This is a genomic window from Rhodococcus indonesiensis (genome assembly GCF_047782815.1).
GTDB lineage: Bacteria > Actinomycetota > Actinomycetes > Mycobacteriales > Mycobacteriaceae > Rhodococcus > Rhodococcus indonesiensis.
In genome coordinates, this window is sequence record NZ_CP180630.1 from 2532571 (window position 1) to 2555520 (window position 22950).

The following is a 22950-nucleotide window of genomic DNA, read 5'->3' on the forward strand; positions in this document are numbered from 1 at the left end:
AGGGGAGTCGACGTCGAATTCACCCGGCGAAGGCGTGCGTCGCCGCACGGCCGTCCCAGCCGCCCGGCGGTTCGGCCAGCCCGAACAGTGCCGCGACCGTGGGGGCGACGTCGAGGGTGCGCACGGGGTCGGAGACCGTCGAGCCCCGATGGAGGCTCGCGTGCCCGCCGGCGACGAAGAACGGGATGTCGACGGTCGCGGCGTGCCCGTGATTGCCCGGAATCGGATTCGACAGCGGGCTCGGATCGGAGAACCGCCACCCCGCGTCGCACAACGCCACCAGATCGCCTGCGGCCGCACCGAGACCCAGATCCGCTCCCGCGTACAACCCGGCCACGCCCGGGACGACGGCAGCCACCTCCCGCATCCGCGCCACCGCCTCCAGCCGGGCCGCCGGATCGCCGACCCAGTACAGCAGGTTCGCGCCACCGTTCTGTGCGGTGCGCACCGAGCCGGCGAGCAACGGGTCGGCGCCGAGCACGTCGATGAGGCCGATCAACTGGTCCGGCGCCGACCAGTCCATCCCGTGGTCGGCCAGCACCATCAGCACCGAGCGTTCCCACCGCCCCGTCGCGCGCAGGAACTCGACGAACCGCGCCACCTGCTCGTCCGTCGAGCGCAGTGCCGCCGTCCGGGCGAGCCGCAGCGACCCGCCGAGCACGTCCAGGTGCCCGACGCGGTCCACGTCGCCGAGGTTGGTGAACGTCAACCGCGGTGACCGCTCGTCCACCACAGAGATCAGCGCGTCGATCGTGAACCGGTCCGGGGCGTGCTCGGTGACCGGGAGCAGCGGCACCGGATCCCACGCCACCGACGCGCGACCACCGAACAATCCGTGCAGGTACCGCTTGGACAGCACGCTCGCCGTCGTCAACCCCAGTTCGCGGGGCAGCCGGTCGAGCACCGTGGCCGCGCGCAGGTCGGCCGGCCGATCCAGGTCCCGGGTGCGTCCGAGCATCGGGTCGAAGACCGAATTCGCGGGCACCCCGTTCCGGTGCGGCAGCACACCGGTCATCATCGCCGCATGGTTGGGGAGCGTCTCGGCGACCGGAATCGCCCGGGCCGCGCTGTACCGGGTGCCGGCGTCGGCGAGCGCCACGAGATGCGGCGTGAGATCCGGCACGAGTTCGTCCGGGCGCATCCCGTCCACGACGAGGACGTGCACGTCCGCGTCCGGGAGCAGCGCCGGCGCCGCCGCCCGTGCGGGAGCAGTACCGGTCAGGGCCATCCCGGCCAGCACGGCCGTGCCCGCGAGCATCGTGCGCCGGTCGATCGCCCCGGCGGACCGCGTCACGGCCGGTCCGCCCGGCGGTGCGCACCGGGATCGAGCGGGCCGGCCGGTCCGAGCCGCGGCGTGCCGGCCGCGACCCGTCGGCTCGTGCCGTACCGGACCCCGGTCTCCAGGTCGGTCGGATCGAGGACGTAGAACCAGTCCATCTGCACCGCGTCGGCCGTCACGTCCAGGATTCCGAAACCGTGCGAATCCAGCTCCGCGTACCCGATGTGGCGATTCGTCGCCTGTATCGCCGCCTCGATCGACGGCGAGACGGTGCGCGGCGCGACGCCGAGCAACTCGTCGATGTTCGCCGAGGTCACCGAGGGCACCACGAGCTCCGTGGCCACGGTGCCTGCGCCCGGATAGTTCGCGGCGTCGACAGGGATGTCGGCGGCCCACGACGAGTGGATGTCGCCGGTGAGGAACACCACGTCCCGGCCGGACGCACGAATCGCGTCGAGCAGGCGTCGCCGGTCCGCGGGGTAGCCGTCCCACTGGTCGACGTTGAACGGCGCGCCCGCAGCCGGGATCCCCGCGACGGCGGTCAGCGCCGCCGTGGTCCGCTCGTCCAGCGGCGGCAGCAGCACGGGCGCGATCATCACCGGATTCCCGACGAGCTGCCATCGCGTGCCCGAACTGCTGACGCCCGCAGTCAGCCACGCCATCTGCTCGGCGCCGGTGATGGTGCGTTCCGGGTCGTCGATGCGGCGCCCGTTCACCTGCTCGGATCGGTAGCTGCGCAGATCCAGCATCGACAACTCGGCCAGGTTCCCGAACTGCAACCGCCGGTACAACCGGGGCGCGCCGGCGGTGCCGCCCGGCCGGACGGGCTGCCACTCGAGGTACGCCTGCAGGGCCGCGGCCCGCCGGTCCGTCCAGGGCCCCTCGACGGCAGGATCGTGGTTCTCCGCGCCGCCGGACCAGGCGTCGTTGGCGCTTTCGTGGTCGTCCCACACCACGATCCACGGCACCAGCGCGTGCAACTGCTGCAAGTCGGGGTCGCTCTTGTACTGGCCGTGCCGGATCCGGTAGTCGGCCAGGGTGACGATCTCGTGCCGGGGGTCGTGCGGGCGCACCACCCGGCGGCCGCCGGCGGCGTACTCGCCCGTGCCGTACTCGTACAGGTAGTCGCCGAGGTGCACGACGGCATCGAGGTCCGGGCGCGCCGCCAGGTGCCGGTAGACGCCGAAGAACCCGGCCTCCCAGTTCGAGCACGACACCACCGCGAACCGCAGACGGTCCGTATCGGTGTCCGGCCCCGGCGCGGTGCGGGTACGGCCGACGGGGGAGGACGCGTCGCCGGCGGTGAAACGGTAGAAGTAGGCGGTGTCCGGTTCGAGGCCCGTGGCGTCGACCTTGACGGTGTGGTCGGACGCCGGGGACGTGGTCACGGACCCCGAGGCCACCACGTCGCGGAAATCGCCGTCGGTGGCGACCTCCCAGCGGACCGCCGTCGCCGCGCCGAGGCCGGAACCCGGCACGGCGTCCGGGGCGGGCGTGACGCGGGTCCACAGGATCACCCGGTCGGGCAGCGGGTCGCCGGAGGCGACGGCGTGCGCGAACACGGCGTTCTGCGCCGAGGCGGGGGAGGCGGAGACGGCCGCCAGAGCCGCGGCACCGAGGACGGCGCCGCCCGCGCGCAGCGCGGTCCGTCGCGACACGACGCGAGATTGGGTCGGGGACACCGGATGATCAGACCAGCGTGCCCCGCGATGAGCAAGTACCACGGCCGAACGCCCCGATCGTTCACGATCGGTTCACGCCCCGTCGGCCCGGACCGCCGTCGGGACGGGACGGTAGCTTCGTGGGGTGAGCACCTTCTTCGGAGCGGAGGAACCCACCGGGCCGGACACCTTGTTCGAGGCTCCCCGCCCGACCGAACCCGAACCCGACCCCGCGCAACCGGCGGCGCGTCCGCCCCGCGGCGGCGGACCGAACGCACCGCTCGCCGCCCGCATGCGCCCGGCCGACCTGAGCGAAGTCGTCGGCCAGCAGCACCTGCTCGCCCCCGGCGCGCCGCTGCGCCGCCTCGTCGAGGGCTCCGGCGCCGCGTCCGTCGTGCTCTACGGCCCGCCCGGCACCGGAAAGACCACCCTGGCCTCCCTCATCTCCGGCGCCACCGGTCGACGCTTCGAGGCCCTGTCCGCGCTGTCGGCCGGCGTCAAGGACGTGCGCGCCGTGATCGACCTGGCCCGCCGCCGTCTCAGCGCCGGCGAGCAGACCGTGCTCTTCATCGACGAGGTGCACCGCTTCTCCAAGACCCAGCAGGACGCGCTGCTCGCCGCGGTGGAGAACCGGATCGTGCTGCTCGTGGCCGCCACCACCGAGAATCCGTCGTTCTCCGTCGTCGCCCCGCTGCTGTCCCGTTCCCTGGTGCTGCAGCTGCAGCCGCTGGGTCCCGACGACATCCGGGCCCTGCTCGAGCGGGCCCGGACCGACGAACGCGGCCTCGACGGAAGCGTGCAGATCACCGACGATGCGCTCGAGCACCTGGTGCGCCTCGCCGGCGGCGACGCACGGCGTGCGCTCACCGCCCTCGAGGCGGCCGCCGAGACCGCCCTCGACCGCGGCGGGACGGGCGCGACGATCGACCTGCCGACCGTCGAGGCGAGCATCGACAAGGCCGCGGTGCGCTACGACCGCGACGGCGACCAGCACTACGACGTCGCGAGCGCGTTCATCAAGTCGCTGCGCGGCTCCGATGTCGACGCCGCGCTGCACTACCTCGCGCGGATGATCGTCGCGGGGGAGGACCCGCGGTTCATCGCGCGCCGGCTGATGATCCAGGCCAGCGAGGAGGTCGGCATGGCCGATCCGACCGCGCTGCAGGCGGCGACGGCGGCTGCGCAGGTCGTGCAGCTCGTCGGCATGCCCGAGGCCCAGCTCGCCCTGGCACAGGCCACCATCCACATCGCCACCGCACCCAAGTCGGGTGCGGTCACCGCCGCGCTCGGCGCCGCGATCGCCGACGTCAAGGCCGGCCGGTCCGGGTCGGTGCCGGCGCATCTGCGCGACGGCCACTACGCCGGCGCCCAGAAGCTCGGCAACGCCGTCGGCTACCGCTACCCGCACGACCACCCCGACGGCGTGCTGGCGCAGCAGTACGCGCCGGACGAACTCGTCGGCGTCGACTACTACACCCCGACCGGCCACGGAGCCGAGCGGGAGCTCGCACAGCGGGTGCCGAAACTGCGACGGATCGTGCGCGGCACGCGGTAGGGCGTCCCTTCCGCGCAGGTCGCAGGGTCGCGCGCCGCAGGCGCCGAGCGAATGTGCCATACCCTCGAGCTACGAAAGGGAGCGATACAGTCGCTCGCCTCCGGCAGTGGGTCGGAGCGGGGCGGGTGGTGAGAACGGCCGCTGCGGCCCGCGCGATAAGCTGAACGATGGCCGATTCGCCGTGCCCGGACGGGCACGGCAGCCCACACCGTCAGACAAAGAGGACCATCGACGTGCAGACCCACGAGATCCGCAGGCGCTTTCTCGACCACTTCGTGAAGGCGGGCCACACCGAGGTGCCCAGCGCGTCGCTGATCCTGGCCGATCCGAACCTGCTGTTCGTCAACGCCGGCATGGTCCCGTTCGTGCCCTACTTCCTCGGCCAGCAGACCCCTCCGTTCAGCACCGCGACCTCGGTGCAGAAGTGTGTGCGCACCCTCGACATCGAGGAGGTGGGCATCACCACCCGGCACAACACGTTCTTCCAGATGGCCGGCAACTTCTCGTTCGGCGACTACTTCAAGGAAGAGGCGATCGGGCACGCGTGGTCGTTGCTGACCGGCTCCGTCGACGACGGCGGCTACGGCATCGATCCCGAGAAGCTCTGGGCGACCGTGTATCTGGACGACGACGAGGCGTACTCGATCTGGCACGACAAGATCGGCGTCCCCGCCGAGCGCATCCAGCGCCGCGGCATGAAGGACAACTACTGGTCGATGGGCATCCCCGGTCCCTGCGGCCCCTGCTCGGAGATCTTCTACGACCGCGGCCCCGAATACGGCGCCCCGGGTGGCCCCGAGGCCGACGAGGACCGCTACATCGAGATCTGGAACCTCGTGTTCATGCAGAACGAGCGCGGCGAGGGCGGAGCCAAGGAGGGCTACCCGATCCTCGGGCCGCTGCCGAAGAAGAACATCGACACCGGCATGGGTGTCGAGCGAGTCGCGTTCCTGCTCCAGGGCGTCGAGAACGTCTACGAGACCGACCTGCTGCGCCCGGTCATCGACAAGGCCGCCGAGCTCACCGGCAGCGTCTACGGCGCCGACCACGCCTCGGACGTGCGCTTCCGGGTCATCGCCGACCACGCCCGCACCGCCGCGATGCTCATCGTCGACGGCGTCAACCCCGGCAACGACGGTCGCGGCTACGTCCTGCGCCGCCTGCTGCGCCGGATCGTGCGCTCCGCGCGTCTGCTCGGCGCCGACACGCCGACGATGGCCGAGTTCATGGCCGTCGTGCGCGACACCATGAGCCCGTCCTACCCGGAGCTGGCGACGGACTACCCGCGCATCGAGACCGTCGCCGTCGGTGAGGAGACCGCATTCCTCAAGACCCTGGGCACCGGCAGCAAGCTGTTCGAGGGCGCGGTCGAGTCCGCGAAGGCCCAGGGCAGGTCCGTTCTCGGCGGCACCGAAGCCTTCACCCTGCACGACACCTACGGGTTCCCGATCGACCTGACGCTGGAGATGGCCTCCGAGGCGGGCCTGACCGTCGACGAGGACGGCTTCCGTTCCCTCATGGCCGAGCAGCGTCAGCGCGCCAAGGACGACGCCCGTGCCCGCAAGCACGCCCACGCCGACCTGACCGTCTACAAGGAACTGCTCGACCGCGGCCCCACCGAGTTCACCGGCTTCACCGAACTGGTGACCGAGGCGACGGTGCTGGCCGTCATCACCGGCGGAGAACGGTTGCACGCGGCGCAGGCCGGCCAGAACGTCGAGCTGATCCTCGACCGCAGCCCCCTCTACGCCGAGGCCGGCGGTCAGATCGCCGACGTCGGCACCATCACCGCCGGCGGTCTGCGCATCAAGGTCGACGACGTCCAGAAGATCGCCAAGCAGCTGTGGGTGCACAAGGTGACCGTGCTCGAGGGTCAGGTCACCGAGGGCGACGCCGTCCTCGTGCAGGTCGACCCGTCCTGGCGCAAGGGCGCTACGCAGGGCCACTCGGGCACCCACCTGGTCCACGCCGCGCTGCGCGAAGTCCTCGGCCCCAACGCCGTGCAGGCCGGCTCGCTGAACAAGCCGGGCTACCTGCGGTTCGACTTCTCCTGGCCCGGAGCGCTCAGCGAGCAGCAGAAGGCCGACATCGAGGCCGTCACCAACGAGGCCGTCGCGGCGAACTACCCGGTCAACACCTTCGTCACGGACCTGGACAAGGCCAAGAAGATGGGTGCGATGGCGCTCTTCGGCGAGAACTACGGCGACGAGGTCCGCGTCGTGGAGATCGGCGGCCCGTTCTCGATGGAGCTGTGCGGCGGCACGCACGTCGAGCACTCCTCCCACGTCGGCACCGTCACCCTGCTCGGCGAGCAGTCCGTCGGCTCGGGTGTGCGCCGCGTCGAGGCATACGTCGGCCTGGACTCGTACCGGCACCTGGCCAAGGAACGGGCCCTGCTCGCCGGTCTGTCCTCGACCCTGAAGGTGCCCTCCGAGGAGGTGCCCGCGCGCGTCGAATCCCTGGTCGAGCGGTTGAAGGCGGCCGAGAAGGAACTCGAACGCACCCGCGCCGCCGCGGTGCTCGCTTCGGCCGGCACGTTCGCCGAGAAGGCGGAACGCACCGGCGATCTGCTCGTCGTCGCCGAGGCGGCCCCCGAGGGCGTGGCCGGCAACGACCTGCGCAGCCTCGCCTCCGACGTCCGCGGCCGGCTCGGCAGCGAGCCCGCCGTGGTGCTGCTCCTCGGTTCGGCCGACGGCAAGGTGCCGTTCGTCGTCGCCACCACCAAGGCCGCCCAGGCCAAGGGCATCAAGGCCGGCGACCTGGTCTCGAGCTTCGGGCCGGTCATCGGTGGCCGCGGCGGCGGCAAGCCCGACATGGCACAGGGATCCGGATCCGACCCCGCCGGTATCCCCGCGGCGTTGACCGCGTTCCGCGCCCGGCTCAGCGAGCTGGCCGGCTGATCGTGGCCGACTTCGCCGGTCCCGACCGCCCGGGTGTCGACGACCCCGGCCGCGGACGCCGCATCGGCATCGACGTCGGAAGTGTCCGGATCGGTGTGGCCTCGTCCGATCCCGACGGGATCCTGGCCACCCCGGTCGAGACCGTGCCGCGCTCGAAGGAACGCGGGCCCGACGCGCCGGATATCCGGCGCATTGTGGACATCGTCACGGAGTACGAGGCCGTGGAGGTTATCGTCGGTCTGCCGCAGACCCTGCGCGGGGAGCCCGGCAAGGCCGCGAAACTGGCCCGTGACTTCGCGGGACGGCTGCGCCGGCGGATGACCGGGATTCCCGTGCGGATGGCCGACGAACGATTCACGACGGTCACTGCGGCGCGGGCCCTCCGCGAGAGCGGAGTCAGTGCGCGCGGTGCGCGGCCGGTGATCGACCAGGCCGCCGCCGTCGCCATCTTGCAGGGTTGGTTGGACGAGCGGAGTGCAGTGGTGAACGTGGCCGAGGACGGCAAGCCGGAGAACGGACGATGAGCCGGCACGGGAGGCCGGACGACGAGTCCACCGGGGCGGACCACGCCTCCGGGGACCGTCCCGGGTTCGGGCCCGCCCAGCAGGACGAGTGGTACCGGCCGCGGCACGGGACCGACGTTTCGCCGCCGTCCGCCGCCGGGGGCGGCCACCGCTACGAGCCTCCGACCCCTCCGGCCGGCGGGCACCCCTTCGACGACGCCCCCACCACCGAGCACGTCTACCGGCTCGACGAGTACGACCCCGGCACCCCGTCGCAGCCCGAGCTCCGCCCCTACGGCGGACACCCCGCCGACCACCCGGGTGCCGAAACCGAGGTCTTCGAGGCTCAGACCTACGAGCCCCAGGGCTACGGGCCCAGCGACTACGATCCCCGCGACCGCGACGGATACGACCGCGACGGATACGACCCTGCACCGGGCACCTACCGACACGACGACCACGAGCAGCCGCCCACCTACGACGAGTCGGGCTACGACCAGTTCGGGTACGCCGCAGTCGACGACGATCCGCGCGGCTACCCCGAGGCGTCCGCAGCAGGACAGGACTGGACCGACTCCGCCGATCGCGCCGTCCCCGAACCTGTCGGGATGTCCCCGGCCCGCCGGGCCCACGCCCGCTCGGCCCGGGCCCGCCGCATACGCGGCCGGATCGTCGGCGTGCTCGCCGTCGCGGCCGTGCTGGTTCTGCTCCTCGGCGGCGGATTCTTCGCCTACCAGAAGTTCACCGGCCCCGACCTGCCACCCGACTACACCGGTGCGGGCGGCCCCGCCGTCGTCGTGCAGGTGCACCCGGGTGACACCGCCGAGCAGATCGGCGCCGCCTTCAAGGAAGCGGACATCGTCGCCAGCTCCGACGCCTTCTACAATGCCGCCGTCCAGAACCCCGGGATGAACTCGCTGCAGCCGGGCTTCTACTCGATTGCCAGCCGGCTTCCCGCCCGCGAGGCCGTCGCCGCCCTCGTCGACCCCGCGAACCGGGTGGGGGCGCTGGTGATCTCCGAGGGCCGGCAGTTGCACGACATCCGCGACGTCAACACCGGCGCGGTACGCAAGGGGATCTACACCCTCATAGCGGAGGCCAGCTGCCTCGAACGCGACGGGCAGCGCACGTGTCTGACCTACGAGGAACTCGACGCCGCGGGTGCGAGCACCGACCTCGCCGCGCTCGGTGTGCCGGAATGGGCGCGGGCCGCCGTCGCGAACGTGCCCGATCGCACTCGGCAGCTCGAGGGACTCATCGCGGCCGGCCGCTGGGACTTCGATCCCACTGCCGGGGCCGCAGACATACTCCGGTACCTCGTCTCCACCAGCGCCGAGCGCTACGACGAGACGGGCATCACCCAGGCCGCGGCCAAGGTGGGGCTGACGCCGTACGAGATGCTCGTCTCGGCGTCCCTCGTGGAACGCGAGGCGCTGCCGGACGACTTCGCGAAGGTCGCCCGGGTGATCCTCAATCGTCTGAAGATCGGTCAGCCGTTGCAGTTCGACTCGACGGTCAACTACGCCCTCGACGAAACCGAGCTGGCGACCACCGATGCCGATCGGGCGCAGGTCACCCCCTGGAACACGTACGCGAGCCCGGGACTGCCCGCCACCCCGATCTCGTCGCCGAGCATCGAGGCGCTGCAGGCCGTGGAGAACCCGGAGGCGGGGAACTGGACGTACTTCGTGACCATCGACGCTCAGGGCACGACCCTGTTCGCCGACAACTACGACGAACACCTGACGAATACGCAACAGGCGCTGGACAGCGGAATCCTCGACAGTGGCAGATGACGACAGTGGCAGATGACATCGTGACCGGCGCCCGCAAGGCCGCGGTCCTCGGCAGCCCCATCGCGCATTCCAAGTCCCCGTTGCTGCACCTGGCTGCCTACCGGGCGCTGGGTCTGACGGACTGGACCTACGAGCGCATCGAATGCACGGGCGAGCAGCTGCCGGCTCTGGTGTCCGGACTCAGGCCCGAGTGGGTCGGGGTGTCGGTGACGATGCCCGGCAAATTCGCGGCCCTCGAGTTCGCCACCGAGCGCACCGACCGGGCCGTGCTGATCGGCTCGGCGAACACCCTGGTGCGGACCGCGGACGGCTGGCGGGCCGACTGTACCGACGTCGACGGCGTCACCGGCGCGCTGCGCGCCGCCGGCGTCGGGGACCTGGCCGGCGCTTCGGCGGTGGTGGTCGGGGCCGGGGGGACCGCGCGGCCGGCCCTGGTGGGGCTCGCCGAGCTCGGGGTCACCTCGGTGACCGTCGTCGCCCGCAACGAGGTCCGGGCCGCCGAGACGTTCGACTGCGCCGAGGCGGTGGGTATGAAGCCGCGTTGGTTGCCGTTCGACGCCCCGGAACTCGCGGACGTGTGCGCCGGCGCTGGTGCGCTCGTGAGCACCGTGCCGGCGGCCGCGGCGGCGCCCTACGCGCAGCAGCTCGGCCGCGCACCGTTCGTCCTCGACGCGATCTACGACCCGTGGCCCACCCCGCTCGCCGAGGCCGCCACGGCGCATGGATCCGTCGTGGTGGGCGGCCTGCAGATGCTGCTGCATCAGGCATTCGGCCAGGTCGAGCAGTTCACCGGTCGACCCGCACCGAAGGCGGAGATGGCCGCGGCCCTCGCCGGTTGACGACGCGGCGGGTTCGGCTCCGGCCCGCACCGGCGACGGTCGTCGCATCCGGGGTGATCGATGGAGCGGGGTCGATGCAGTACTGAGGAACGACTGCATCGACGCCACCCGCGCGACGCCGCGGATCGTGCGACGGGACGGATCGCCGTCGCACGACCCGGTGCCGGGCGCGGTCAGTAGTAGTCGGCCCGGGGGTTCCACGTCGAGATCGCCCAGATGACCACGACGTCCAAGGCGATGATGAGGATCGACCACCACGGGTAGTACGGCAACCACAGGAAATTCGCCAGAATGGACAGCGCGGCGATGATGATGGCCGCCACCCGTGCCCACGTCGCGCCGGTGATCAGCGCGATGCCGACGACGACGATCACGACACCCATGACGATGTGGATCCATCCCCAGGTCGTGAGATCGAACTTGAAGGTGTACTCCTGGCCCTGGACGATCACTTCGTCCTCGGCGACCGCCGCAATCCCCTGGAAGAACTGCAGGACTCCGATCGTGGCCATGATGACCGCGGCTCCGATCGACGTCCCCGCCGCGACGGCCTGTTTCGTGGACATGGGTTCCGGTTCGACATGCACGTTGTGTGACACGGTCGTCTCCCTCTCCGAATGGATCTGACGGGTCGAGTGTGCGCCGGGTTGCACAGGTCCAGCAGGGACTTTCGTCCCATTCTCGGTATCGGCGCGGTCACGCACCCCTCGCGCTCCTCCTTTCGGCGACGAGGCGGGAGCGATCCGGTTGCCTGCCCGAAAACGGCCTGCCCGAAAACCGGATGCGTGCAGACGTGTGCGAGCTATCGTCGAACATGCGGTGGACTGGTTCTCCGTTTCCCGGTCGGCGTCGCCATCTCGCGGGCGTGGCGCCGTGAAACCTCCCGAACTGCTGCCGAAGACCGATCCCGTCGCTGAAACGAGGCCTCCGGTGACCGATACCGACATCGACGAAATGGGTCCGGTGGACTATCTCGTCATCGAGTTCCCCGCCGACCGTCCGCCCGACGGGTCGGCGCTGCCCCTGCTGCGCGATCTCGTCGAGCGCGGCATCGTGCGAGTGCTGGACCTGGCGTTCGTCCGGAAGGATCCGGACGGCTCCGTTGCCGGGATCGACATCGCCGACGTCGGGCTCGAGGGCGAGGTCGATGTCACGCTGTTCGCGGAGGCCGCCTCCGGTCTGCTCGACGACACCGACTTCGCCGAAGCCGGCGCAGCACTCGAGCCGGGTTGTTCGGCGGCGGTGCTCGTGTACGAGAACACGTGGGCAGCGCCATTTGCTCGCGCTCTGCGCCGCAACGGCGCCCAGCTCGTCGCGTCGGGCCGGATTCCCGTGCAGAGTATCCTGTCGTCCCTGGATCAGATCGAGTCCGAAAGCTGAGAACAGCCAGAGGGATTCGGCTAAGTCGATCCTTCGAGTATGCAGAGGAGTGCGTCATGCCCGGACTGCTGCGGGGCGTCGCCCGAACGGCCGTGGTGGCGGGAACCGCCACCGCCGTCTCCAACCGTGTATCCCGGCGACAGGGTCAGCGCTGGGCGGGGCAGGAGCAAGCGCAATACGAACGCTACGAGCAGTATCCGCCTGAACCCGCACCGCCGCCGGCCGCCCCGGCCGGCCAGGGAGGGACGGACCGGATCGCCGCATTGAAGGACCTCGCCGAGCTGAAGGCGCAGGGCGTGCTCACCGAGGCCGAGTTCGAAGCCGAGAAGGCCCGAATCCTGGCTTCCTGACCAGCCGACGGCACGCCCGACCGCGGTGAATCATCCTGCGGGCGGGCGTGTCCCGGCGCCTTCGGGCCCCACATGCTCGAAGTCTCGGTCATCCGCTTCCCGAGTCGTACGTGCGGCCGGATCGTAGGTGCGCGATCGTGATTCGCTGTCAGCGGTGATGGACACGCTGCGGTGCCACTGCGGCCGCGACGGGGATGGGGGCCGTCGGCGCCGAACGTCGGCGTCGCCGTAGTACCTTCTCGCCTTCGATGACGACCGGAACGAGGAGCGACCAACCCACGCAGGCGAGCCACTGGCCGCCGGTCAGTGAGGTGGTCATCAGCAGATCCTGGAGGAAGCCGGCCTCGACGGCGAACACTGTGACGACGACGGGGATGGACAGGATTCCGAGCGCCCTCAGGACCGGAGCGGTCATCCCCGAGTCCGGGTCTCGGCGCAGGGCGAGTCCGCTCAGGATGGAACCGAACGACAAGACCACGAATGCGGTCGTCATCGGGACGTTGGCCGCGGTGGGGCTCATCTCGCCGGGAGCGAGGAGCATCGCAGCGAGGGTGACGGCGAACTGCAGGATGCCATATGCCAGCCACTGCAGTAGCGCCGTGCGGTTCGCGATCGGCACCCCGGGGTCGCGGGGCGTCTTGGTCATCAGGTTCGGCGGTGGCGGGTCGAGCATGATGACCGCAACCGGAAAGAGGGTGATGAAGAAGTGCTGGAACAGCACCATCAGCGGCGTGAGCGCGACGCCGTCGTTGATGTCGAAGATGCTCGCGACGAGGAACAGCAGGACGAGTGAGAACAGCTTGGACATCTGGTAGCGGATGTAGGACACGATCTTGTCGTAGATGCTGCGGCCCAACCTGATCGCGGTGATCAACGTCCCGAAGTTGTCGTCCGTGAGCACCATCTTGCCGGCCTGCTTGGTGACCTCGCTGCCCGAGCCCATGGCCACCCCGATGTCGGCCTTCTTCAGGGCCGCGGCGTCGTTGACGGCATCGCCGGTCATGGCCACTACCGCGCCGCTCCGCTGCATGAGGTCGGCCAGCCGCAGCTTGTCCTGCGGAGTGACGCGGCCGAAGACGTGCAGGTTCGGCAACGCTGCCGTCAGTTCCTCGTCCGACATGGCGTGCAGTTCGGCCCCGCCGATCGCGCCCGGCCCGAGACCGAGTTCGGCACCGATCGCCGACGCTGTGATCGCGTGGTCGCCGGTGATCATGCGGACCTCGATGCCGGCCGCTCGCGCGGTGCGGACCGAGTCGACGGCCTCCGGGCGAAGCGGATCGATGATGCCGACCATCCCGACGAAGATGAGCTCACCGACGAACGACATCGGGTCGGCCTGCACCGCCTCTTCCCGACCGTCGAGCAGGCGGACCGCGAACGCCAGCACGCGCAACCCCTGCTCCGAGAGAGTTCGGTTGGCCGCGGCCAGGTCGTCGCGGACCTCCTCGATCGGTACCTCCCGACGGCCCGGCTGGTAGGCGCTGGTGCAGCGGGCGAGGACGACATCGGGTCCACCCTTGACGAGTTCCACGAATCGGGTGGTGCCGTCGACCGGTAGGTGGTGGAACGTCGCCATGAACTTGTAAGCGGAGTCGAACGGCACCTCCGCGACCCGCGGATACGTCCGCCGGGTCAGCGGAGCGTCGATCCCGATCTTCGCGGCGAGCACCACGAGCGCGGCCTCGGTGGGATCGCCGACGATGTCGCCGGTGTCGGAGACGGTGGCGTCGCTGTCCAGGCACAGGCCGTACGCGAGCAGGGTGAAGTCCGGAACCTCCAGGCCCGCAGCCTGGGCAATCCTCCCCGTCTTGTCGTAGCCCTCGCCGTCCACGGTGTACCAGCGGCCGTGGAAGTACAGGGACCGGACGGTCATCTGGTTCATGGTCAAGGTGCCGGTCTTGTCCGAGTTGATCGCGCTGGTGGCACCGAGTGTCTCGACGTCGGTGAGGTTCTTCACGACGGCCTTGGCGTCCGCCAGCTGACGGGCTCCGAAAGCGAGCATGGCCTGAACGAATGTGGGCAGTCCGGTGGGGATGGCGGACACCCCCATGGAGATGCCCAGCAGCAACAGCGTCGCCAGTTCCTGCCCCCGAACCAACCCGATGATCACGATGATCGCGACCGCAGCCCACGCAATGATCCCGAGAATCTTGGTCAGCGAGTCCAGCTCGCGCTGAAGGGGCGACTTGCTCGGTGCGACGGCGGACAGCATCGACGCGATCCGGCCCATCTCCGTGTGCATGCCGGTTTCCGTGACGATCATCGTGGCGGTGCCCCGGGTGACCGACGTGTTCTGGAAGACCATGTTGCTGCGGTCGCCGAGGGCGACATCGGCGGTGTCGAGCGTGTGTGGGTCCTTCGGGACGGGGGTGCTTTCACCCGTCAGCGCCGCCTCCTGCGTCTCGAGGGTGGCCGTCGTGAGCAGCCGGCCGTCGGCGGGCACGATGTCGCCCGCCTCCACTTGCACGATGTCGCCCGGGACGAGATCGGTGGCGGCGAGCTGAACCAGGATGCCGTCACGGATCACGCGCGTCTGCGGCGTCTGCATTCTTGCGAGCGCATCGACGCTGGCACGAGCCTTCAGTTCCTGTTGCGTGCCCAGCACGATGTTGAGTCCGACGAGCACCACGACCACGATCGCCGTCGGTACCTCACCAATGACGATGCTGACGACGGCGACCGCGACCAGCATCAGATTCATCGGATCTTCGAGCTGCCGAAGCGCGATCGCCCACATCGACGGTCCGGGCTCGGAGGCGATCTCGTTGAGGCCGTACCGGCGGCGGCGGGCACCGGCTTCTCCCGCGGTCAACCCCGAGTGCCGATCCGAGTTCAGCGCCGCGACGACGGTATCCGACTCCTGAACGTGCCAGGTGTTCCGCTCGGCCTGCACGGCGTCGGTGTCGGTGGGACGCCCCTGATCCGGGGGACGTGCGGTGAGGGCCATGATCGCTTCTCCTCGCCGGAGACGACTCGTCGGAGACGACTTTTCAGAAGGGCGTGGGTATCCAGTGCAATTGCTGCCTGGGCGTCCGGTATCCGTGCGGACCCCGACGCTCCGGCAGGGTGATGTCGCGGTGTTCGAGCGGTTCGTAGGGAATCTGGCTCAGCAAGTGGCTGACGACATTGAGCCGGCCGCGCTTCTTGTCGTCGTTGTCGGCGACATACCAGGGTGCCCAGCCGGTGTCGGTATAGCGGAACATCTCGTCGCGTGCCCGCGAATAGTCGTACCACCGGCTGTACGACTGTAGATCGAGGTCCGAGAGTTTCCAGATCCTGCGCGGGTCGTCGATCCGGCGTTGCAGCCGCACCGTCTGCTGTTCCTGACTCACCTCGAGCCAGTACTTGAGCAGAACGATGCCCGAGTCGACGATCGCCCGTTCGACCGCGGGCGTCATCTCGAGAAAGTGCCGCGCTTCCTCTTCGGTACAGAACCCCATCACCCGTTCGACTCCCGCGCGGTTGTACCAACTGCGGTCGAAGATCACCACCTCGCCACCGGCCGGCAGATGCGGAAGGTACCGCTGCACGTACATCTGGCTCTTCTCGCGCTCGGTCGGCGCGGGCAGGGCGACCACGCGGAACACACGCGGGCTGACGCGTTCGGTGATCGCCTTGATGACGCCGCCTTTTCCGGCGGTGTCGCGGCCCTCGAACAGAATGCAGACTTTCGCGCCGGAGGATCTGACCCATTCCTGCATGGCGACGAGTTCACCCTGGAGCGGTTTGAGACGTCGTAGATACTCCTTGTTCTTCATCGGTTTCTTCGCCGGCGTTCCCGGTTCCGCGGCAGGCGAACGGAGCTCCCCGGCTTCGGCAACGCGCTTCCGGCCGTGGCCGCCCTTCGGTGCCTTCTTCCGGGCGGACTTGGAACCCATGACCGACTCTCCCGACGTGTGGACTGGAGGCGAGGGGCCTCATCGAACGGCCGGCACTTCCGGAGCGATCGCCGGAAGGTGCATGGAAGCGATTTTCCATCAGTGCCGAGAAATCCGCCGGATTTCGACCATTTCGCCGGCTCGATCGGGGGGGGGGGGGGGGGGACGCAACGGCGGCGGTGGACGCTCGAAATTGCCACCTTGGGTTCTTCGAATGCCCCAGAATGTCACTGGCCACGTTGTGCACGAGTCAGTGCATCTCTTTGTCGAGCGGAAGGGCTCGCCATGCCGGACAGTCTCGACTCTCCGCGCCCGTCCTCGACCCTGCGGCGGATGCTCGTGCCGCTCGCTCTGGCACAGTTCATCTGCAGCTTCGCCGGGTCGAACATGAACGTGATGATCAACGACATCAGTGCGGATCTCGGGACGACCGTGCAGGGTGTGCAGACCGCGATCACCGTGTTCCTGCTGGTGATGGCCGCGTTCATGATCCCCGGAGGCAAGCTGACCGACCGGTGGGGGCGTAAGCGGTGCTTTGTGCTCGGTCTCGTTCTGTACGGCATCGGAGCATTGATCAGCGCGGTCTCGCCCAACCTCGGGGTACTGATCATCGGCAACTCGATCCTCGAAGGGGTGGGCACCGCGCTGCTGATTCCGCCGGTGTACATCCTCACCACGATGCTCTTCAGTGATCTGACCTCTCGAGCGCGGGCATTCGGTGTCATCACCGGGATGGGCGGCATCGGAGCGGCAGCAGGTCCGCTGATCGGTGGTGTCATCACCACCGGCATCGACTGGCGCGCGGCCTTCGTGTTCCAGGCGCTGATCATCGGAGTCATCCTCGTGCTCAGCCGGGGGATCGTGGACCCGGTCCCTCCCGATCCGGCGCGACCGTTCGACGCCGTAGGCGCCCTCCTTTCCGCCGCCGGTCTGGTCTGCCTCGTGATGGGGATCCTGCAGGCCGACACCGATGTCGTTCTGATGGCAATCCTGGTCGTGGTAGGAGCACTGTTCATCGTGTGGTTCCTGCTGTACGTGCGGGCTCGTGAACGGGCAGGCAAGGAGCCACTGCTGTCGCTGTCACTGTTCCGCAACCGCACCTCGAACCTCGCGCTGGTGACGCAGAACATCCAGTGGCTGCTGCTGATGGGGATCGCGTTCGTCGTTTCCGCGTTCCTGCAGGTCGTCCGGGGATACAACGCGATCGAGACCGGCGTGATCTTCACCGCGGCCACCGCCGGCATCCTCGGTGCCTCGCTCGTGGCGGAGCGACTGACAGCGAAGTACCCGCAGCGCACGCTGATCACAGCCGGGTTCGTCACCACCCTCGCGGGTGTCGGTGTCCTTCTCCTGCTCGTGCGGGCTTGGACGAGTGCATGGGCGTTCACGCCAGGGCTGCTGCTCATCGGCATCGGACTCGGGACGATGCTGACGCCGTCGGTCAACGTGGTGCAGTCCGCATTCGCGGAGGAGCGTCAAGGCGAGATCTCGGGGTTGTCGCGGTGCGTATCCAATCTCGGATCGTCGCTGGGTACGGCTGTGGCGGGTACCGTCCTGGTCGCCGGGTTGACATCGCCCGACCGCGCGTACGCGCTGGCCATGACAGTGCTGGCCGTCCTCGGTCTGATCGGGTTGGTGGCGGCACTGCGTCTCCCCGGGACACCTGATCGAACTCCGGCACCACGTTGACGGTTTCGGGGGCTTTGCGTATATGGGCGGCGTACGATATGTACGGTCGTCCCGCAAAAGGGGCTACATGGATGCGAGATGAGCATGCCGGGTGCTGGTGCCGACGCTGTCACGGTCGATCGGCTTACCACCGATTTCGGTGGCGATGTACCACCCGCGGTCCTCGAGGCCGCGGTGATGGTGGTGGACGTCGGTAATCGAGCGGGGTTCCGGAGTCGGATCTGCCGGAACCCGGGGGACGGTTCCTCCGTCGGGGTTCGCTGAACCGTCGGGGTCCGCTCAACTCGGTCGAGTCGCGGACGAGGGCGGTACCGTAGCGCGCCGGGATCGCCGTAGCAGGATCCGAGAATTTCATTCCGGCCGGATTCGAGTTGATCACCTTGCCGGTCCGATCGAGGAGGCTGACCTGATGGATTCCTTCTGGGATTACGTGTGGTACACGGTCGTCGTATTCGCCTTCGTGGCGTATCTGATCGTGCTGTTCCAGATTCTCGTCGACCTGTTCCGCGATCACACCGTATCCGGCTTCGCCAAGGCGGTGTGGGTGGTCGTGCTGGTGCTCTTCCCGTACATCAGCGCACTGGTCTACCTGATCGTTCGAGGCCGGGGGATGGCGCTGCGGGCGCAGCAGGCACAGGCGGAAGCCAAGCAGGCCACCGACGAGTACATCCGGAACGTCGCGGCCGGCAAGTCCCCGGCCGAGCAGATCGCCGACGCCAAGGCGCTACTCGACTCGGGTGCGATCACGGCCGCCGAGTTCGAGCACCTCAAAGCTCAGGCGCTGGGACGGGGTACCGCTGGTCGTGACGGCGTCCCCGTCGGCTGAGTCGCGAGCGGGACCGGAAGTCCGGTGCGATCGTCCTTTCATCATGTCGGTGAGGGCAGGTGGCCGGCAGTCGAATTCGTGGTCGGGTCCGTTGCAGCAGAAGTAGATTCCAACTCTCGGGGACGGATCCGGCGGAGTCGGCCGGTGCACGCGGAAGGAGTGCGACATGGTCTACAGTGCCCTCGACCCGAGGAGCGATGTCCGTCCCGCGTCGGCGCGGTCGGCTCCGCAGCCGGCCACCAGCGACCTGAGGCGGGTCCGCACCCGGGACGTGCCCCCACCGGGCGGGGACGAAGCCGTGCAGCTCGAGCTGATCGTCACTCGCCTCGCCGTGCGCTTTCCGTCGATGTCGCGCGGCGACATCGAGGTCGTGGTGCGGACCGTCGAGAAGCGGTTCGCCGATGCGAAGGTCCGGGACTTCCTGTCCCTGTTGATCGAGAAGGCAGCCCGCCGCGAGATCGATGAGGGCACAGCGTCGTCTCGGATCGAACTCGCGTAGGCGGACGGCGATGACAGCGCACGGACCCAGGGTGGAGGACGAACCGGCGGCGAGCACGCCCGGGAAGCAGAACAGCGGAGTCCGTGCTGCCGGCACCGAGCCCCAGGACGCGCCGAGTGCGGACGACACGGATCGCGAGACCGGGCGCCGCCGGAGGTTGCTGTTCGTCACCCTTCCGGGGTGCTGGGGCGCACTGCTCTTCGCGTGCCTGTCGTTCACGCCGTCGCTGCTGCCTCGAGGAGGCCTGCTCCAGGGCGTGATCTGCGGCATCACCGCCGCGATCGGCTACGGGCTGGGAGTACTCGCGGCGTACGTGTGGCGCGCCTTCGCCGATCGCGGTCCCCGGCGCCCGCGGCGCGGCTCCTGGTACGTCTTCCTCGCCGCGGCGACGGTGCTGTTCGTCGGCTCCTTCGCCGCCGGACAATACTGGCAGCACCAGATCCGCACGTTGATGGGAGTCACCGAGTACAACGTCGCGCTCGTCGTCCTCTCGCCGTTCGTGGCAGTGCTCGTCTTCGGTCTCCTGCTCGCGATCGGACGTGGCGTGCGGGGCGCGTACCGGTGGCTGACCACTCTGCTCGACAGATGGATCGGGCATCGCGCGGCGAGGGTGCTCGGGTGGATCGCGGTCGCCTGGCTGGTCTACGCGGTCGTCTCGGGTGTGCTGCTCGGTGGCCTCGTCAACGTCGCCAACTCCGCATTCTCTCTGCGCGACACCACGACTCCCGAGGGCGTGCAGCAACCCGAGACGAGCCTGCGATCGGGTGGACCGGGTTCGGTGGTGCCGTGGGACTCGTTGGGGTACCAGGGGCGCACCTTCATCGGCTCGGGCCCCACCACCGAGGAGATCGCACAGTTCGTCGGCCGCCCGGCTGTGGAGCCGATTCGGACGTATGCCGGTCTGGCGTCGGCGGACGACTCCGAGGCTCGGGCAGCGGCGGCGGTCCAGGATCTGGAGCGTGCCGGAGGCTTCGAGCGGGCGAATCTGCTCGTGGTCACGACCACGGGGAGCGGGTGGGTGGACCCGGCGCTGGTGGATTCGTTCGAGTACCTCACCGGGGGCGACGCGGCGACCGTGACGGTCCAGTATTCGTACCTGCCGTCGTGGATCTCCTATCTGGTGGACCAATCGAAGGCTCGGCAGGCCGGTCGCGATCTGTTCGACGCGGTGTACGACGTGTGGTCGAAGCTGCCCCAGGACGCCCGTCCCCGACTGTTCGTCGCCGGAGAGAGTCTCGGCTCGTTCGGCGGCGAGACCGCCTTCAGCGGCGAATACGATCTGCGTAACCGCACCTCGGGAACCGTGTTCGCCGGGCCCCCCAACTTCAACACGCTGTTCCGGGAATTCAGCGACCGGCGTGAACCCGGCAGTCCGGAGGTCGAACCGGTCTACAAGGACGGGCGCACCGTGCGGTTCACCAACGATCCGCAGGGCGGCATTCCTCCCGCGGATCGTCCGTGGGACGGCAGCCGGGTGCTGTACCTGATGCATCCGTCCGATCCCATCGTGTGGTGGAGTCCGAATCTGATTCTCCGCGAACCGGACTGGATCGGGGAGGCACCCGGCCGGGACGTGCTCGAGGACATGGTCTGGATTCCGTTCGTCACGTTCTGGCAGGTCACCGCCGATCTGCCGTTCTCCACGGGAGTGCCCGGCGGCCACGGCCACAAGTACACCGGCGAGTACGTCGACGGCTTGAACACGGTCGTGCAACCGGTGGGGATCACCACCGAGCAACTCGCCACCCTCCGGGACATCATCGACGCGGGGGAGTAGGGCACCGGTCGATGCGGATCGCCGTCCTCCCGCGCACGGCGTTCGGGATCCGGTCGACGCAGCGCGGCACGAGCGGCCGCGTCCCGTCGGATGCCGGCGAGGCCGTGCCACGAAATCCGTTCGCGCGGCAGCAGGTATGCGGACTGCCCGAAGTGCGGTGAGCGCCCTGTGGGCGGTGCCATACTTGCGGAATGTCTCGGAGGCGAGCTCTCGCTCGACTGCCCGGAGTCGAGACGGTACGCGGCTACCGTCGGGACTGGCTGCGCTCGGATCTCGTCGCGGGTCTCGTTCTCACTGCCCTGTTGATCCCCGCCGGCATGGGATACGCCGAGGCGGCGGGACTGCCCGCGTACGCGGGGCTTTACGCGACGATCGTTCCGCTGCTCGCCTACGCGATCGTGGGGCCGTCCAAGATCCTCGTCCTCGGCCCCGATTCGTCGCTGGCGCCGTTGATCGCGGCGGCGGTGGTGCCGCTGGCCGTGACCGACGACCCCGAGAGCGCCCTCGCATTGGCCGGCGTCCTCGCCGTGCTCGTGGGTGCCATCATGATCGCGGGCGGATTCCTGAACCTCGGCTTCGTCACCGAGCTGCTGTCCAAGCCGTTGCGGCTGGGATACCTCAACGCCATCGCGCTCGTCGTCATCGTCGGGCAGTTGCCGAAGCTGCTGGGCTTCTCGGTGGACGCGTCCGGGTTGCTCGGTGAGATCGGCGCGATCGCCCGCGCGGTGGGGGACGGGCAGGTGGATCCGACAGCTGCCTGGGTCGGAGTCGCATCGCTGCTGGTCATCGTGGGTTTCAAGGTGCTGCATTCGAGGGTCCCGGGGGTGCTCGTCGCGGTCGTGGGAGCCGTGATCGTGGCCGCGGTGGCGGATCTGAGCGACGACATCGACATGGTCGGCGCACTGCCCGAGGGCCTGCCGCGTCCCTCGTTCGGCGGGGTCGACTGGGGTGACGTCGCGTCTCTGGTGGGACCGGCCGCGGGCATCGCGCTGATCGCATTCGCCGACTCCGGTGTGCTCTCCCGCACCTTCGCTGCCCGGCGGGGGGAGAACGTCGACGGGAACACGGAGATGAAGGCGATCGGGGTCGCCAACGTGGCCAGTGGCATGTTCGGGGGGTTTCCCATCTCTGCCAGCGGATCGCGCACGCCTGTGGCAGAGCAGAGCGGGGCGCGTACCCAGCTTGCCGGCGTGGTCGGCGCCGTGGCGGTGCTGTTGTTCGTCCTCCTGGCACCGGGAGTGACCGCGTACCTGCCCCAGGCGACCCTCGGAGCGGTGGTGATCGTCGCGGCGACGGCGCTGGTCGACGTCCGCGGGCTGGTGCAGATGTGGCGTATGAGCCGGACGGAGGCGTTGCTCGCGGCCGCGGCATTCGTCGGCGTCGCGCTGGTGGGAGTCCTGCAGGGCATCCTGGTCGCGATCGGACTGTCGTTCCTCGCGGTGGTGGTGCGGGTGTGGCAGCCGTACCGGGCCGAATTGGTGGCCGTGCCCGATCGGGAGGGCTTCCACGACCTCGCCCGTCATCCCGAGGGCCGGCGCATCCCGGGATTGGTCATCGTCCGATTCGACGCCCCGCTGTTCTTCGCCAACGGGGAGATGTTCGATCGCTACGTCCGCTCGCTGGTGACCGATTCTCCCCGTCCGGTCGAATGGGTCGTGCTCGCCGCCGAACCCATCATCGGATTGGACACCACCGCGGTCGACGAACTCGTCGACCTCGACCGCTACCTGGAGAGTTGCGGCATCAGGCTGGTGTTCGCGGAGATGAAGGGCCCGATCAAGGATCGGCTGGTGCGGTTCGGGGTGGGCGACCGCTTCGATCCGTCCCGCTTCCATCCCACGCTCGAGGCTGCCGTGGACGCCTTCGAGTCCCGCGATCGGCTGCACGACCCGATCCGACCGGGAGACGACGACGGCGCGGAATCGTGACACCCGGAGCGGTCCGCTCGACCGAACGGCACGTCGCTGTACGACGGTCCCACGATGTGACCTGCGAGCCACGGCTCGATCCGGTTGAGG

17 protein-coding genes are annotated in these 22950 nt (G+C 69.3%); 12 read left to right on the forward strand and 5 right to left on the reverse strand.

The features are described 5' to 3' along the window. Positions 1 to 19: 19 nt before the first annotated feature. Both ACM26Y_RS11895 and ACM26Y_RS11900 read right to left on the reverse strand, forming a co-directional pair. Complete coding sequence (locus ACM26Y_RS11895; RefSeq protein WP_416063511.1) at positions 20 to 1294, reverse strand: alkaline phosphatase family protein; 1275 nt, start codon at positions 1292 to 1294, stop codon at positions 20 to 22. Then, on the reverse strand, positions 1291 to 2937 hold the full coding sequence (locus ACM26Y_RS11900; protein WP_416063512.1) for an alkaline phosphatase D family protein: 1647 nt from the start codon (positions 2935 to 2937) through the stop codon (positions 1291 to 1293). Before ACM26Y_RS11900 ends, ACM26Y_RS11895 begins: the two co-directional genes overlap by 4 nt. Before the next feature lie 148 nt (positions 2938 to 3085). On the opposite strand from ACM26Y_RS11900, the gene ACM26Y_RS11905 reads away from it, so the two are divergent. The 5 genes from ACM26Y_RS11905 (at position 3086) to ACM26Y_RS11925 (ending at position 10533) form a co-directional block, all read left to right on the forward strand. Then, complete coding sequence (locus ACM26Y_RS11905) at positions 3086 to 4495, forward strand: replication-associated recombination protein A (protein WP_416063513.1); 1410 nt, start codon at positions 3086 to 3088, stop codon at positions 4493 to 4495. A gap of 233 nt (positions 4496 to 4728) precedes the next feature. After that, the gene (alaS, locus tag ACM26Y_RS11910) at positions 4729 to 7395 is read left to right on the forward strand and encodes an alanine--tRNA ligase (RefSeq protein ID WP_416063514.1); all 2667 of its coding nucleotides are present in this window, start codon (positions 4729 to 4731) and stop codon (positions 7393 to 7395) included. Then, positions 7395 to 7919, forward strand: coding sequence for a Holliday junction resolvase RuvX (ruvX, locus tag ACM26Y_RS11915; protein WP_190242399.1), 525 nt, complete (start codon positions 7395 to 7397; stop codon positions 7917 to 7919). Before alaS ends, ruvX begins: the two co-directional genes overlap by 1 nt. After that, a complete protein-coding gene (locus tag ACM26Y_RS11920) occupies positions 7916 to 9694 on the forward strand; it encodes an endolytic transglycosylase MltG (RefSeq protein WP_416063515.1) in 1779 nt (592 codons plus the stop codon). Before ruvX ends, ACM26Y_RS11920 begins: the two co-directional genes overlap by 4 nt. After that, positions 9691 to 10533 (forward strand): shikimate dehydrogenase, encoded by an 843-nt coding sequence (locus ACM26Y_RS11925; protein ID WP_416063516.1) that lies wholly within the window; start codon positions 9691 to 9693, stop codon positions 10531 to 10533. The genes ACM26Y_RS11920 and ACM26Y_RS11925 overlap by 4 nt, the downstream gene beginning before the upstream one ends. Positions 10534 to 10706: 173 nt before the next feature. On the opposite strand, the gene ACM26Y_RS11930 is transcribed toward ACM26Y_RS11925, so the two are convergent. Next, positions 10707 to 11099 (reverse strand): hypothetical protein, encoded by a 393-nt coding sequence (locus ACM26Y_RS11930; protein WP_225222415.1) that lies wholly within the window; start codon positions 11097 to 11099, stop codon positions 10707 to 10709. Positions 11100 to 11463: 364 nt separating this feature from the next. Here ACM26Y_RS11930 and ACM26Y_RS11935 point away from each other — a divergent pair, with 364 nt between their 5' ends. Then, a complete protein-coding gene (locus ACM26Y_RS11935; RefSeq protein WP_054372799.1) occupies positions 11464 to 11913 on the forward strand; it encodes a DUF6325 family protein in 450 nt (149 codons plus the stop codon). Between the two features lie 56 nt (positions 11914 to 11969). After that, on the forward strand, positions 11970 to 12263 hold the full coding sequence (locus ACM26Y_RS11940) for an SHOCT domain-containing protein (RefSeq protein WP_040271286.1): 294 nt from the start codon (positions 11970 to 11972) through the stop codon (positions 12261 to 12263). Between the two features lie 148 nt (positions 12264 to 12411). Here the strand turns inward: ACM26Y_RS11940 and ACM26Y_RS11945 are convergent, their stop codons facing one another. Both ACM26Y_RS11945 and ppk2 read right to left on the reverse strand, forming a co-directional pair. Next, on the reverse strand, positions 12412 to 15210 hold the full coding sequence (locus tag ACM26Y_RS11945; RefSeq protein WP_416063517.1) for a cation-translocating P-type ATPase: 2799 nt from the start codon (positions 15208 to 15210) through the stop codon (positions 12412 to 12414). A 43-nt stretch (positions 15211 to 15253) separates the two neighbouring features. Continuing rightward, positions 15254 to 16141: a polyphosphate kinase 2 gene (gene ppk2, locus ACM26Y_RS11950; RefSeq protein WP_003935454.1), complete on the reverse strand. Its 888-nt coding sequence runs from the start codon at positions 16139 to 16141 to the stop codon at positions 15254 to 15256. A gap of 201 nt (positions 16142 to 16342) precedes the next feature. Here ppk2 and ACM26Y_RS11955 point away from each other — a divergent pair, with 201 nt between their 5' ends. The 5 genes from ACM26Y_RS11955 (at position 16343) to ACM26Y_RS11975 (ending at position 22860) form a co-directional block, all read left to right on the forward strand. Then, positions 16343 to 17830: an MFS transporter gene (locus tag ACM26Y_RS11955; protein ID WP_416063518.1), complete on the forward strand. Its 1488-nt coding sequence runs from the start codon at positions 16343 to 16345 to the stop codon at positions 17828 to 17830. Positions 17831 to 18239: 409 nt separating this feature from the next. Continuing rightward, on the forward strand, positions 18240 to 18656 hold the full coding sequence (locus tag ACM26Y_RS11960) for an SHOCT domain-containing protein (RefSeq protein ID WP_003935451.1): 417 nt from the start codon (positions 18240 to 18242) through the stop codon (positions 18654 to 18656). A 166-nt stretch (positions 18657 to 18822) separates the two neighbouring features. Continuing rightward, on the forward strand, positions 18823 to 19155 hold the full coding sequence (locus ACM26Y_RS11965; protein ID WP_003935450.1) for a three-helix bundle dimerization domain-containing protein: 333 nt from the start codon (positions 18823 to 18825) through the stop codon (positions 19153 to 19155). Between the two features lie 31 nt (positions 19156 to 19186). Further along, entirely contained in the window at positions 19187 to 20932 is a 1746-nt protein-coding gene (locus ACM26Y_RS11970) for an alpha/beta hydrolase (RefSeq protein WP_416063519.1), read from the forward strand. Positions 20933 to 21123: 191 nt separating this feature from the next. Next, entirely contained in the window at positions 21124 to 22860 is a 1737-nt protein-coding gene (locus ACM26Y_RS11975) for a SulP family inorganic anion transporter (protein ID WP_040781598.1), read from the forward strand. Positions 22861 to 22950 lie beyond the last annotated feature (90 nt).